This window comes from Desulfosarcina widdelii (assembly GCF_009688965.1).
In the GTDB taxonomy this organism is placed as follows: Bacteria; Desulfobacterota; Desulfobacteria; order Desulfobacterales; family Desulfosarcinaceae; genus Desulfosarcina; species Desulfosarcina widdelii.
Genome location: NZ_AP021875.1, coordinates 699,441 through 714,414, shown reverse-complemented (window position 1 = coordinate 714,414; position 14,974 = coordinate 699,441). Strand labels below are relative to the sequence as shown.

Here is a 14,974-nt window from a genome sequence, read left to right as displayed (position 1 = left end):
AACAACAGTTATTGCTTAGCCCCTTCATGGTCTCGCATGCGATATTGAAGGTCTTCCATGAGTCTGCGGTTTGCCGCCAACAGGTCCGCCACAAATGCAACCATTATTGTTTGAAACCCCATACCCAGTAAAATGCTCGCCAATATCAACGACTGAACGTGCCCTTCACCGTCTCCGCTAAAATAATAATAGAGAAAGCGGATGCCGACCACAAATCCGATTCCGAATAGGAACGCCCCAATAACACCAAAAAATCTGAACGGCTTATAGACTACAAAAATGCGAACAATGGTCAACGCCGAGCGCTTGATATACGATGGTATACTTTTAATCAGACGCGTGGGGCGTAAAGTTGGATTAACCTCAACGGGAACCCAGGTCATGGGAATGTTTTTTTGACCGGCCTGAATAATCATTTCTAGCGTGTACGTATAGTTATTGAAAATGTTTATCTGCTTGGCCGCTTCCCTACTGATGGCACGAAATCCACTCGGTGCGTCAGGAATATCGCTGCTGCTTGCAACACGAACAACCCAACTGCCGACTTTTTGAAGGATTTTTTTGGCCGGTGAAAAATGTTCAATATCCTTGATGGGCCGCGCCCCAACCACGATTTCGGCCTTTTTTTGCAAAATAGGCTCAACCAGTTTGGATATATATTCACTTTTATATTGATTGTCGCCATCCGTATTCACTATAACATCAGCACCTAAACGGATGCACGCAGACAACCCTGTCATGAAAGCGCTGGCAAGTCCTTTATTAATATGATGCCGAATAATATGATCAACCTTGTATTTTTCTGCGACTTTTAACGTAGCATCATCGCTTCCATCATCGATTACCATCCATTCAACACAATCGAAACCAGAAACCTTGCGAGGCAGATCGGACAAGGTAAAGGGAAGCGTCTTCTCTTCATTATAACAGGGAATTTGGATAATTAATTTCATGCTCATAAGCGTTTCTTTTGTGAAAATTGTTTAAAAAAAAGAAAAGCGATCATTAATCCGTAGCAACCAAGAATATAGATAAAAGGACGAATCGGAATGGCATATCTTGGAAGCGGCATCATGATTGTTAGCACAATAGAAAAATATAAAAAAACCAAAACAGGTACAAACAACAGATCTTCAAATTTTCGCAAACGTCGATATCGCCAATTTAAGATGAAGACCAGAGTCCCAAATATCGCAAATGCAAACAACGGCCAATGCAAAAGCAACATGACTCGGTGTATACCCGATAGCCAGTTCTCCTGATGGAACCCTTTTGCCACCATCGGGTATTGATATACATCACCAATATACATGCTATCCCACTTCCACATAAACAGCAGCTTCCCCCCCACATACCACCTGAGGTAGGATACGGGATCTTCCCGGAACCGTTTGAAAAGTACTGATAATCCATACCCCTTGTCTTCAATCATTCTTTCTGTATGTTTTCTAACTTCCGGTACGACTTTGTTTATGAAAAAATTCCTCATATCGGGATCAGAACCGTTAACCATATGCCGCCAAGCGGATTCTTCAGGCACCGAAGCTGAACTGGCGATGATTGTGTTTCGAGTATACGAGTAAGGAATTTGGACCAAAGCTATGCCGAGTGAAAAAAATAACAGTGCGATACAAAGTCGGTTCTTCTTTTCAGCCTTCCAGTAATGCGAATCGACTAAAAACATCAGGATCATGAATAATCCTAAAAACCCGGTAATCTCACGTATCGTAGCGGAGAGACAAAATAAGGCCCCACTAAGTAGCACCAACCACAAGCTGCGCTTTTGAAAGGAGATAACAGTGATTAACGCTGCCAAAACAATCGTAAACGTGAACAATGATTCAGAAAGCAAATAGTCGTCCATGGCAATTAAATGGGGACTCAATGCAGTAAGTAGCCCCACGATGAAAGCCAATGGAATGGGGAAAATACATAATGCGAGAAAGAATGCCAATACACATGTCATCGATCCAAGAATTGCCTGTGAAAGTGTAACATTAATCAAAAATTCATTGGTTGTCTTGCTGAAATAGAAAAATGGGTAGAGAAAAAGAGGATATCCGGGTGTTCTTCGCCATATCGTCCTTGGCTTGATATTCTTGTCAGAAGGCGCTTCAATTGAATATACACCATTGTGAAATAGATTATAGGCTGTAAAAAAATATTGTTGTGCATCCGCTCTGATTGGCTGATCCACGATCGAAGCACTCTGATAGGACAATCTTAGAGAGATTGCGATTAAAAAAATAACCAGGGCACATACGATCCTGAGATCCACTTTTCGAATTTTTTCCGAGACTCCGATCATTAGGCTCATTTTGGCACTCCGACTGTAAATGTGTGAGACGAGCCTTCTTCATTGATGCATTTCTTCAGTCCAAAAAGCCCATATCCTTTAAATGAATCGACCCGCTTTGCATTTTCTTTAAAAAAAAGCCTTAACAACTCCTGTTTATCCTTTTCTAAATTGTTTTTCATCCACCCTCTGGTCAAATCATAGCGCAGCAGAATGTGTGTGATACCGACATTTTCAAGTTCACACAAAACCTGTTTACTTGAGTTGGATTCGACAATGATCTGCTTTAACAGGCGAATGTTTAGATTTATATCTCTGTCAAAATAGTAAATTCGGTTTCCGATAAATAGGCATAAAACAATCGAATTTTCAGGTAGTTGATTGTTTATATATCGAATAAGTTCGTATTCCGGGCGATAGCGTTTGATATAATCGTCACGGTCAACCTTTCCGCCAACATAGGGCACCGGATCGATTTTTAGGTAAAGTGCCTGGACATACTGCACGTTCCAAGCGAGCATGGCGAGCACAAAGACAATCGTAAGTCCTTTGAGAAAAGTTGCCTCCCATTTCTTTGAGCATGATTCACCATAACGCTTGAGACCGGCAAGGGAATACATGCAAAGAACCACCAAGGGTGGTATGATGGGACCAATCCAACGGATGCGCATATCGATTTTAAAATACACGAATAACAGATAGGAAATGGCAAACAAAGACAAAAGCTTGGATTCGAACCGGCGAGCATTGTCTTGTTTCTTGCCGACCCAAATCAACAACAATGGCAATATCAACAAAAATGGATTTAATCGACCGTCGAAATGTTGGGGATTATCATCGACGCCTTCAAAAAAAACGCGAACGGGAATCAGGGCGATTTGCCATAAAGACTCTCCAAAAACCATTTTCCTCATGGCAAAATGGGTCCAACCGCTATTGGCATTCTCCTTTTTCCCTTTTTCATTCGCCCTATTGTCTTTATGGTTAATCGTATGCGTCTGTCGTTCCTCAGCACCACTGGAAAAAACATTTTTGTATAATGGATAGATCGGATTTCCTGTCATGTATAAGTTTTTTATCATCCATGGCGAAAACACGAGAAGCGAGCCAGCTACAAATACGACTCCAAAGCTAATCGCCTTGAACTGGTTGGCAGGCTGACTCCCATCGCAGGTTTCATTTTTTAGCCTTCTAAGATAGGATAGGGGAACAAAGCATGACATAAGAAAAAAAACGATTAAGCCGTTATATTTAGTCCCCATGGCAAGCCCGCAAGACAGGGCCGACAAAAGCAGATATCGAATCCTGCAACCGTTTTCGACCCAGCCGATCAATGCGAACAAGGTACATGCCGAAAAGAAAATCAAGCCCAAATCGACGTATACCGTCGTGGATAATTTGACGATTACGGGGATCGAGAGAAAAAAGAGGGCTCCCAATAATCCATATACCCGATCCAAGCGCTGTTTTACATGGCTATAGATCAACAGGGCCGTAAGCAAGGCAAAAGCAAAATGGATGTATTTCGGAAAAATGTCGTTTCCCCAATACAAGGGAACCATGTATAACAGATCAAGATTCATGGGGTAATAGGAAAACGGGATGGACGGCAGTTCAGTAAAGATGCCTTTCTCGATCCATATTTTCGGAACAGCGAGGTGATGGGTCAGGGCATCCCGGCTCACAGGAGGCACTGTGGCCATCAATCCTATGCATGCTATCTGCAAAAGGATAAGCATCAATAACATTGCTAATAGACACTTATTGGTGCTTGCTTTCGGGTCAATTCTCATCTAATGAAATTTTCTGGAATCGTTTACAAACGTAGTGGTTACAAGGAAAACATGCGCCCGATAACTTGTATCATACTGCCAACCTACAATGAAGTGGAAAATATTCGCTGGGTTGTCCGTGCAATTTTTGCCCAGTCGGAAAAAATCGACAGCCACGATCTTCATATATTGGTCGTCGATGACGACTCTCCCGACGGCACTCATGAAGAAGTTCGTCGCATGATGGGCAAGTACACCAACCTCCATCTCATCACCGGAGAAAAGAAGGGATTGGGCGAAGCCTACAAACGTGGAATGGCATATGCCATAAGCCAATTCCACCCGGATCTGATCTTCGAAATGGATGCCGACCGACAACACGATCCAGAATTCATACCGATATTTAATTACCTGGCAACGCATGGTTTCAGTTTGGTTATCGGCTCTCGATTCGCACCTGGCGGATCCACGCCCAATTTCTCATTACGAAGAAAAGCAATAAGCTTGCTCGGCAACTGGATGATACGCTTTCTCGGTGGAATTCCACGAATTCACGATTGCACATCGGGTTTCAGATGCATAAAAGCTTCTCTGATTCCCAGATGTAATCTTTCATTCCTATCCACAAGAGGGTATTCGTTCCAGTCGTCTTTACTATGTGAATTGCTTAGAAACGGCGCGAAGGTCATCGAAGTGCCGATCATCTTCCCCGATCGAATTTACGGTGAATCTAAATTGTCTTTCAAGGATCAGATCGAGTTCCTTTTCAATCTCGCCAAAATCCGCTTCAGGCAGTCCGAGGAGTTCGTTAAGTATTGCATCGTAGGAGTCTCCGGGATACTGGTCAATCTTGGGATGTACATCACCCTGACACGGCTATTATATTTACCTCCTCCCCTCTCCTCTCCCATTGCGATAGAAACATCGATTATTTCCAACTTTTTTTTGAATCATCTTTGGACCTTTAATGGGCGTCATAATGCTAAAGGGTTGTTTAAAAAAATAACAAACTTCCACATCGTGGCCGGAATTGCAGGTTTATCGAATTATTCAGTCTTTATTCTTTTGATCAACTATATTGGGTTATATGATATTATTGCCAATCTTACGGGCATTGCCCTCGGTACCCTGATCAACTATTTTTGTAACTCTTTATGGACATGGCGCCGAATTAGAGCAGATGGTCCCGCAAATTAATCCAAATATAAAAAAATTACGGTAAAAAGAACCTCCAGGCATTTCCTTTCTGATGTTCTAACAAAGCAAGTTGTTATTTATTCATTACTGATTGAATGTCACAATAGACCGCCGTCCTCTTCGGTTCGATAGCGCATGGCCTGAAATTTAATTGTCTACAATTATCGATATTTCCAGATAAACCTTGTTATAGTAGATTGCTTTTTTATCAATTTGCTCAAATTCCCTCCCCCAGTACAACACTTGCCCTTTTAGAGGAATATTTTTTTCAACCGTTTTCTGTTGAAACTTGATGATACCGTCAAAAAACCGATTTCTCAAATCAGACAATATTTTTTCTTTATGTCGGTTGGCATAATCGAACCCTATGGCACTGTATCCCATACTGGTGATCTGCACGGGCCACTTTGTGATGACAAGAGGGTGGTCATATTTATTTCGTTTCAGGAACTCACGGCATGCCTGGTAGGATCGGTTCTCCATCAGGCTGGAAATAAAACTGTTCTGCATGGATATTGGATGATAAAGAATCATAATGATGATTGAAAAACACAAAAGTGCCCTGCTTGACAGCTTTTGAGGGTAAGCCAGTTTATATATGATCGGGGTTAACGCTGTCGCTAAAGAAAAGATGATAAAAAATCTTGCCTGTGTGGCATGCGAATATCTGCCGGCATGATGCGATAAGATGATAACCAGATTGACAACCAAGCAGGCCAGCAAAATTCTGCAAAAAATCTTTATCTTGGGTTGCACCCTCAATCTGCCGGCCATCAAATTAAACATTACTACGCAACCAATCACTACAGCCGCCCCATTCAACACTCCACAATACGGCAGGAAAAAGTCAATATTCAGAAAATTGGATAACAATTCATGACCGTTTCGACAAAACATGTCGAATGAGAAAAGTGCTGTGCCCGCTGGATTTTCGTATCTTCCCGTAACAAGAAGGCGCTGCCAGATGTATGGCATCATGAGCGGACCTGTTGACAGTAGCAGCCATGCATGGCGCTTCAAGCCATCCTTATTCAATCGCGTAAGGCTAAACAAGCCGATCACCAATGAATAGGCACAAGATTCATGCCGGATATTAGCGAGAAGAATCAAGGTGATCCACAGCAGGGCAAAGCGCTCATTCTTCGTATCATGGATAAATCCAAAGAGAAGAACCAACGTCAAAAAAAGAAAAACGGCCGCCATCATATCGTATCCTCCGCCTGTGCCGTAGATGGCGATGACCGGATGGGCGGCGCACAGCAGCATTGCGGCATACGATGTAAAACGGTCACTCACTTTATTAAAGCAAACTCCAACACCACTGAAGAATACAAACAACAACACCATATTCAGTATGTATGCATGATATAAATGATATCCGGCGATGTGATGGAAAAGTTGCAGCAAAAAAGGGAATAAAAGCGGGCGTATGGGTATATTGGTGGAAAGGGGCGAGTAGCTTCCCCAGAAATTCAGCCATTCGTTAATCTCATGTGGTGTTCGAAAATACAGAAGAGATTGGGACACGGAGAGCAACACCGGTTCGTCATTCAATGTTTTGAAGCCAACCGGGGTTGTAGCGAATATGATTGCCGTCAAGAGCGCCGCCGAGACAAAATAGCGCCAGTTGCATACCACAAAGCTCTTCGGACTAAAACCAGTCGCTTTAAAATATTTGATTAAAAGGAAGGACCAGACGCTGACCATCGTCAGCAGCATGTAAAATGAAGTATGGACGAACAGCCATTCCAAAACCTTCTTTTCAAACAAACCCCATAAGGATGCAGAGATGATTAACGCGAAAGCAAGCCCAGTAAAACCATCTTTCCATATGGTCGAATATTTTGACACGAAGTCACCCTTTTGAATTTTGCAACAAGCCTATGGAGTATGACCTTCCAAGTTGGAAAGTATCTCTACAGGAAAAGTGCCAAGATACAATTTCCCGTCAACAATGTATCCCGGGGTGCCTGTTATGCCGAGGTTTATCCCGCTCAGGATATCGGCTCTTAACATTCGCCGCAAATATGCATTCTGTGTTGCTGCAATTAAATCCTTGGGATTTAAACCTGTTGCAGCGGCAATCGCTTTTATCTCAATCGTATCTTTGCTCTGTTGCAATGAAAATAGAAAATCGTTCATTTCCCAGAACTTTCCTTGGATTGCTGCGTATAGCGCAATCAGCGAAAGTTTGCCGGAACCTTTATGATACGGCGTCCTCACTATTGGGTTAACGGCATGATCCATTGGAAAGTGCATATGAATCAATCGGATTTTATCCGGGTATTTTGCCATCAACTGCCTTAAGTAATAATGCATTTTTTTACATTGAAAGCACTGATAATCCGTATACTCAATGACGGTAATTTGAGGATCGGTTGCACCGATCCATGGATGGCCACCTTGAGATATTCCTTGTGGAAGATCACTTGTTAATACAACACTATTCATCCTCCAGTATTTCGGCATAAAATGAGAAATTGTGGCAATAACGATCATACAACAAACCAGGATTATGCAAACGATCTTTATTCGTTCACTGAAAAATCGGAAGTCTTTTATCAATCCACCAATGACACCGCCTTGAAAAAAGCGTTTGATGATCAACCAGCATATATACACTAGAAAGAAATTCACCGCATATGTGAGAATACACATAATGCAGTAACTTCGAATAAAAAATGTCGAAATAAGGCCGAGGATGATACTGTAGATCGAAAACACCAAAGATATCAAAAGAAATGTCGGAAAAAATAAAGCCTTGCCTTCCAGTCTGGCTCTCCAGGCATAACACACTATAATAAAGAGTAATCCGTAACCAAGGACTCCCCACACTGGAACAGGTATCGACAGAAATATAGAATAGGGACTTTGCGAAACGGTATCACAGTTGATGGTTTTTGAAACTGCACAAAAACTCTTATACCCAATATCCGTATAAACACGGTAGTGAGAGACCTCTAAATAGATTGAGGTAAAAAGCCCAACGCAAATAGCAATCAAAGTAAGGCTATAATAGAAACCGAATGGGAAACGACTCTTATTGTCATTACTCAAATTCATGGGGAAACTCATTAAATCTGTCGGTAATTGCACATGAAACGATTTCCGGATCGAATACTGTTTCGTCTTGATTATTTGATGCATCCGTCAGCGCCAACTGTATGCTTTCAATGCTGAACCGAGTAAACAGACGATCCACCATTGTATTCAGTTCAGCCTTTTTGTCGAAAATAGATAGATTCTGTATGGCTGAAAAATAGGATGCTGCCTTCATTCCATGATACTTGACCGCCAGGTTCAGAAAAAAAGCAGCGTTCTTGAAGCAACCCATGCGGGATAGCGTCATCCCTAAATTGACCAATAAATGCTGGCTCAACGGCTCAAGTTCAATCCCCTTGTGAAAATAAATCAGCGCCTCATCAAATTTTTGCTGTTTATACAGAATGAACCCGTTAAGGTTTAGCACTCGAACGTCATCGTTAGCAATTCTCGCCAACATATCGGCATGTTTCATGGCTTCATCAAATCTGCCAAACTTAACCAGACCGGTAGCCAGATTTATTCTCGCCAGTCGATTGGAAGCATCGGAAAGTAGTGCGTTCCGATAAAATCGCAACGCAAGGTCCCAGCGACCGGTTTCACGATAAATATTGCCTATATTATTCAATGTTTTACTTCTGGAGAGACTGGAAATGTTCGGTAAACTCAGGGTGGCTTCATATAGTTTTAAAGCTTTTTTATATTCTTTTCTATATTTATAGAAGGCTGCGACTCCTTGATATGGTCTGGCGTTGAGTGGCGCTTTTTTAAGTGCATCGTTCCACAGGCCAAATTCCGTAGCCCAGGCCTTGTTTCGGTTGTATGTTTCAATTCCAACGGACACGAACAAAACCAAAAGAAATATGGCCGCTATTTTTATTTGACTTTTATTATATTTAGATTGAGAACTGATTAGCCGCTGGATGCCGATGGCAATCGGCAAGAATATAAATATTGACGGTAAATAGTTCCGGTGCTCAAAAATAATTTCTAGCGGAATAAAAGTGGATTCAACGGAATGTCCAATAAAAAAAACAAGGATTGCAAATGCTATGAATGGACGAATCGCCAACTGTGTAATGCCGAAAACAATCAACCCCAAAATAATGATCATCGCCGGGAGTGTTGTTACAGGATCAAAGAGTGACATTGACAAAGGAACATCATGAACGATTGAAAAATAGTGATCGATGGGCAGAAACAATTGTCTGAGATATATTAACAATACTCTCGGTTCAGTCAACAGGCGCTGTGGCAAGGTAAAGTCCCTGCTTTTGTATCCGCCAAAAATATCCAGCAGCGGATCTCTAAATACGGTTAAACCCAGGACCGCCAGCAAGATAACAAATGAAAACGACATCCATAGCATCACTCTTTTTGTTCGTTTCTCTTTAAGATCCTGAAAAAATATTACTTCGATAAGAAATAGGGTTGCTGGAAGAGTGATAGTATTTTCTTTCGTTCCCAATGCCAGAGAAAAGGAGATTAATATGCCAAATAGCAGCATAATTTGATTACGTTTGCTTGGTGTGTTCTTAATTTTCAGATAGAAATAGATTCCTAAAATATAGAATAGCGCCGAAAGGGATGTCATTCGCTGCACGATATAGGTGACTGCCTGCACATGGATAGGGTGAATCGCCCATAAAACAGACGATAGCAACGCAATGGGATATACATCCGGACTGTTATTGTATGGAGATTTTGGTGATTTCAACAGGAGCGATATTACCAAAAACAATAAAAAAGATGAGGCAAAATGGATGAATACGTTAATCAAATGATAACCAAATACTGCACCTTGACCGAAATACCAATTTACAGCGAAAGTTAAATAAGCAACAGGTCTAATCAATTTGCGATCATTGATCGGATTTGCATAGAGTGATTTTTTTATGGAATCCATACCTATTCCTGACATATGGACTCCCTTACTACTGATAATATTGGGGAAGTCGTCAAAATGCCAGGAGGCGTTAAATGAATTGCTATATATGATGGTCGTGAAGGTTAGGATCAGAAAAAAGGCATTCCGATTGCGCAAATCAAATCTTTTTGGATTTTCAATCAATTGAGCACATTTTTTCTAAAAAGGTTTCAATTCTTTCAGAAATTAAATTGTGAGCTATCGATTTTTGGCTTGTTGTTATCAAGCTCTCTTCACATTTTCGCCTCAATTTTTGCATGGCAAGCATCAGATTGTTTTTTTTAAATATTTGATCCAAATATCGCACAGCTTGGTTAATCCGGTCGTTTTTTATGCTGTTGATATATAAAAAAACGAGCGTTTCTACGTCCGAAGTATAATAGGGTTGCGAAATCCTTGTAAAAATATCTGCCTGTCGATAATATCCATTTGCGGCCAACGTCTCTGATATTTTAATCTTAATAATTTTAGAATCAGGCTCTAATACCAAGGCATGTCGGAATTGTGTCAAGGCTAAAGCGGGTTTTCCCTTCCGGTATAAAACAAGGCCTTTCAAATAATGGAATATACTGCCCCCTGCTTGCTTTTTCGATAAATTTTCAAGGTACCGGTCAGCTTCTGCCAATCGCCCCATCTTAATCAAAGAAATTACCATATTGGATTGAATTTGAGTGAACTCCGGTTTTAATGCAATCGCCTCTTTAAATGCAGAAACACACTCATCGTAATTCTTTTGTACAAAATAGATCGCAGCCATACCATTCAGCACAAGAGCACGTGTGTAGCCGGGTGTTGAAGATTGTCCACGCAACGCTTTCTCATACAACGCCATTGCTTTAACGTTATCGCCTCTCCTGGCGTAGTATCTTGCAAGAAGGTATGCCGGCCGCGCTCTATTTGGCGCCTTTTGGAAAGCATCGTACCACAATGTATAATCACTTGCCCACACCATGTTTCTTTGATACGTGCCGACTCCCATAAATACGATTAAAAGCGTAACGGATGAATATATAAACGACATCATTACTTTTTTATTTTGCTGATAATAGTAGCCGATCAACTTCATGAAACCAATGGCAATCGGAACGAAAAGAAAAAGTGAAGGCAGGTAATTACGATGTTCGAAAACCAACTCCAACGGAACAAACGTAGACTCCACCGAATGATTCAAGAAAAAAAACAAAATAGAAAATGCAATGAAAGGATGCTTCCTTATCTTCAAAAGCGTCCACGAAATCAAAATAATAACGAACGCCAGGGAGGTGAACGTCTTCCATGGATTGAAAAGCGAAGTCGATATCGCGATATCGTGTTCAACGGATAGCCTGTCGGCCACTGGATAAATAAGTTGACTGATATAGTAGACTAAGATTCTAGGTTCCGTCATCAGTCGCTGCGGAAGAGTGAATGACCGTGCTTCATACCCCCTTAATAAGGAAGAAAAATTTCCTATGAACAATACGACGCCAACCAGACCTACCGTCAAGACCATAAAAAGACCTAACGCAAGAAATTTTCTCTGATGCTTTTTCGTTGAAAGGTCTTGAAAGAAAACCGCCTCTACCAGTACAAGTGACAAAGGAAAAAGCAAGGCATTCTCTTTGGAACCGAAGGCAAGCAAAAAACAAATCAAACTGCAACCATATTTCCACCACGTATTTTTAATAGTCGTGTTGATTCTTGCCCCGAGGTACAAATATAGCGCCAAAAGAAAGAACAGAGTCGATAGGGACGCCATCCGTTGAACAATGTAAGTCACTGCTTGCGTTTGAATCGGATGTACTGCCCAGAGAACTGCAGCAAGCATCGCGATGAAATGACAATCCCGTCGATCATAACCCACAATATTCGGGCATTCAAATAAACGGGTTATGGTTAGAAAAAGAAGAATGCAGCAGGTTAGATGGATAACAATGTTGACGACATGGTACCCAACAACCGAATTTTTGCAGAACCTCCAGTTTAATGCAAAGGTCAACATTGCAACCGGACGGTATAGCTTCCCGGTATCGCGCGGATGCGCATGCATACTATCAATAATACCGCGATAGCTTATTTGCGTTAAATGCGCACGATTGTTGTTGAGGATGTTCGGTTCGTCGTCAAGGTGCCAGGATGTGTTGAGGGTGTTGGCATAGATTACACCAATCAGAATTGCAATCAGTAGAAATGAAACTGAATTTCCACTTTCAGCTGTCGTTTTTTTTTCAGCCATCCCAATCTGAAATAAATAAAAGGGGGGCAGTTAATGGTGCCCCCCTTTTATTAAATGAAATGTTTAAAAAGAATCATTGATTACATGAGTAAACTATCGCATCACCTTGGTAAATATATCGCTATCCCAGTCCGGCTGGGAATTCTGGTAGTCTTCAGGACAGCGACCGCTGGCATCTGTGACGGTAATCGTGATATTGTCAACACCACCGCTCAATGTGGCGGTATTTTCAGCACCAGCCGGGCCGGACAGGGTGTTCATACCGATCTCAGCCAAGCTAGGCATTGTGACGTGCGCGGGAATGGCGAAATAGTCGGAAAGTGCCGCTGCGATATTGTTGGCATCGGATTCCGCCGCGCTACAGAAAGCCTTGTTACGATAAGAAATGAAGTTGGGGATCGCGATGGCCGCCAGGATACCGATGATGGCGATGACGATCATCAATTCGATCAGTGTGAAACCTTTGTTGTTCGTTCTCATTTTGCTAAGCATTTGAACCCTCCTGAAAGTTAAAAAAGTTAGTTGGTGGTGGTTAATGAAAATCCTGTAAACCTGTTACCCGTTGTTCGACTTTCTTTGTCAAGCTTTGTTGGAACCGGTAAATGCATTGTATATGCCATCTTTAAAACTTTTTTCTTTATTTTCTATCTAACCGTTTTTAAATGTAATTTTTCTTAGCTTAATCTTTCCGAGCCGTTGTTTCCAGTTCGCTGATATCTATCGGGATCAAAATTTGTTCCTGCTTGCCAAAAATTGTCATTGCCCTGACACTGTCTGCCTCTGCGTTTGAATTCCGATATTTTTTATATCGACTCTTGAATGGAAAGGTTTAATTTTTTTCGATTTTAAATATGCAAAGGAGCCAATTGCAATAAAATGAATTCATTATTGCATGCCATCATGTATTTCTTTCGGATCGATATCAATAAGGAGGAAACGGTATTGGAACCAAGCCGTCACTTTATGAGATTTGATCAGGATAAGGAGAAGGATTGGTTGACTGGAGCTGATTCGCCGGTGTTCAGCGTCGGCTTGTCGGAGATTTTATCCCTTTGTTATCAGGGAAAATATATTATTAATGAAAGTGTGCTAGTTGGGATTGAGCTTATCGACCCTGTACCGGAATGATCGCAGGCTCAAGCCCAGCAGATCGGCCGCCTTGTTTTTGTTGCCGTCCGTGCATTCCATAGCCTTTTCGATGTAGGCCCGCTCGATTTCTTCGAGGATGCTGTCCAGGTTCACGCCTTGAGCTACCTCGTCGATATCGAAGCGGCGATTGCGCACGCCCTCGATCCACCTTTTTTTATGGATAGACATGGCCAGGCTGTCCGGCAAAAGGATGTTGGTACTGGAAAGGGCTACGCTTCTCTCGATAAGGTTTTCTAACTCTCTGATATTACCTGGGAAATCGTATTTTTTCAGCAAATCGATGGCATAGGAGGAAAATTTGGTAACTTCTTTTCCCAGTTCCCGGGAGTATTTTTCAAGGAAGTGCTGGGCCAGGGGCAATAGATCCCCCTTTCGGTCACGTAACGGCGGGATCTTGATTTCGATCACATTCAGCCGATAGAACAGATCCTCGCGGAAATTACCCGCGATTACCTGGTCTTCCAGCATCTTGTTGGTGGCTGAAATGATCCGGATGTCCACGGCAATATCCTGGGTGCCGCCCACCGGCCGAATGATCCGCTCTTGGACCGCACGCAGCAATTTGACCTGCATGGGCACGCTCAATTCGGCCACCTCGTCCAAAAACAGGGTTCCCTGGTGGGCAATTTCCATCAAGCCTTTTTTATCCGAGGTTGCACCGGTGAAAGAGCCTTTACGGTGACCAAAGAATTCGCTTTCCAGCAGGGTTTCGGGAATCCCTCCGCAGTTGATAGTCACAAACGGTTGATCAGCCCGATCGCTCTGCTCGTGAATGGCCTTGGCAATCAACTCTTTTCCGGTGCCGCTTTCGCCGGTAATCAAAATACTGCTGCGCGTTCTGGCAACCTGCCGAATCATTTCGTAGATGTGCTGCATGCGGGCGCTGTTGCCCACGATCTTGCCGAAATGGACGCTGCTCTTCAGCTCGTTTTCAATGACCCGTTTTTCCCTCTCCAGGGTTTTGCGCTCCAGTGCGTTGGCAATGGCATGAAGCAGCTCCTCGTTTTGAAACGGTTTGGGAACGTAGTCGAAGGCCCCTTGGTTCATTGCCTCCACCGCCGTTTCGGTTGTTGCAAAGGCGGAAATCATGATCACCGTTACATGCGGGTTTTTCTTTTTGGATGCCTTTAGCACCTCCAGGCCGGTCATGTCCCCCAGGCGGATGTCGCAGAGCATCAAGTCGTAGCGATCTTTCTCGATCCTGGACAGGGCTTCTTTGCCGTTGGCCGCACAAATAACGCGATACCCCTCTTTTTCCAGCATGTATTCTAGGAGTTCGCGCATACTCAGCTCGTCGTCGACAACCAGGATGCTGGCTTGATTTTCTACCATTTGGGCACTCCAAGTATATAATAAGGTAGATCGCTTGAGATTTG

Annotated in this window: 11 protein-coding genes; 2 read left to right on the top strand and 9 right to left on the bottom strand. The window is 42.5% G+C overall.

Features of this window, described 5'->3' with window-relative positions:
- Positions 1-8: 8 nt before the first annotated feature.
- The 3 genes from GN111_RS03365 to GN111_RS03355 are packed head-to-tail and all read right to left on the bottom strand — an operon-like array spanning position 9 to position 4,089.
- On the bottom strand, positions 9-959 hold the full coding sequence (locus GN111_RS03365; protein WP_197740487.1) for a DPM/DPG synthase family glycosyltransferase: 951 nt from the start codon (positions 957-959) through the stop codon (positions 9-11).
- Positions 956-2,317: a hypothetical protein gene (locus tag GN111_RS03360; RefSeq protein WP_155302392.1), complete on the bottom strand. Its 1,362-nt coding sequence runs from the start codon at positions 2,315-2,317 to the stop codon at positions 956-958. The genes GN111_RS03365 and GN111_RS03360 overlap by 4 nt, the downstream gene beginning before the upstream one ends.
- Positions 2,314-4,089 carry an ArnT family glycosyltransferase gene (locus tag GN111_RS03355; protein WP_155302391.1) on the bottom strand — a complete coding sequence of 592 codons (1,776 nt, stop codon included), beginning with the start codon at positions 4,087-4,089 and terminating at the stop codon, positions 2,314-2,316. Before GN111_RS03355 ends, GN111_RS03360 begins: the two co-directional genes overlap by 4 nt.
- A 51-nt stretch (positions 4,090-4,140) precedes the next feature.
- Here GN111_RS03355 and GN111_RS03350 point away from each other — a divergent pair, with 51 nt between their 5' ends.
- Positions 4,141-5,265 carry a GtrA family protein gene (locus tag GN111_RS03350; RefSeq protein ID WP_170302109.1) on the top strand — a complete coding sequence of 375 codons (1,125 nt, stop codon included), beginning with the start codon at positions 4,141-4,143 and terminating at the stop codon, positions 5,263-5,265.
- Positions 5,266-5,412: 147 nt separating this feature from the next.
- On the opposite strand, the gene GN111_RS03345 is transcribed toward GN111_RS03350, so the two are convergent.
- The 5 genes from GN111_RS03345 to GN111_RS34120 all read right to left on the bottom strand — a co-directional run bounded on the left by GN111_RS03345 (position 5,413) and on the right by GN111_RS34120 (position 12,929).
- A complete protein-coding gene (locus GN111_RS03345; protein ID WP_155302389.1) occupies positions 5,413-7,116 on the bottom strand; it encodes a hypothetical protein in 1,704 nt (567 codons plus the stop codon).
- 30 nt (positions 7,117-7,146) lie between these two features.
- Entirely contained in the window at positions 7,147-8,328 is a 1,182-nt protein-coding gene (locus tag GN111_RS03340; protein ID WP_170302108.1) for a vitamin K epoxide reductase/DsbA family protein, read from the bottom strand.
- Positions 8,315-10,213, bottom strand: a complete 1,899-nt coding sequence (locus GN111_RS03335; RefSeq protein WP_170302107.1) for a tetratricopeptide repeat protein — start codon at positions 10,211-10,213, stop codon at positions 8,315-8,317. The genes GN111_RS03340 and GN111_RS03335 overlap by 14 nt, the downstream gene beginning before the upstream one ends.
- Before the next feature lie 157 nt (positions 10,214-10,370).
- Entirely contained in the window at positions 10,371-12,449 is a 2,079-nt protein-coding gene (locus GN111_RS03330) for a tetratricopeptide repeat protein (RefSeq protein ID WP_155302386.1), read from the bottom strand.
- Positions 12,450-12,542: 93 nt separating this feature from the next.
- On the bottom strand, positions 12,543-12,929 hold the full coding sequence (locus GN111_RS34120; protein WP_197740576.1) for a prepilin-type N-terminal cleavage/methylation domain-containing protein: 387 nt from the start codon (positions 12,927-12,929) through the stop codon (positions 12,543-12,545).
- 396 nt (positions 12,930-13,325) lie between these two features.
- Here GN111_RS34120 and GN111_RS03320 point away from each other — a divergent pair, with 396 nt between their 5' ends.
- Positions 13,326-13,577: a hypothetical protein gene (locus GN111_RS03320; RefSeq protein WP_155302385.1), complete on the top strand. Its 252-nt coding sequence runs from the start codon at positions 13,326-13,328 to the stop codon at positions 13,575-13,577.
- Here GN111_RS03320 and GN111_RS03315 read toward each other — a convergent pair.
- The gene (locus GN111_RS03315) at positions 13,539-14,930 is read right to left on the bottom strand and encodes a sigma-54-dependent transcriptional regulator (RefSeq protein ID WP_155302384.1); all 1,392 of its coding nucleotides are present in this window, start codon (positions 14,928-14,930) and stop codon (positions 13,539-13,541) included. The two genes, GN111_RS03320 and GN111_RS03315, sit on opposite strands and share 39 nt — an antisense overlap.
- Positions 14,931-14,974 lie beyond the last annotated feature (44 nt).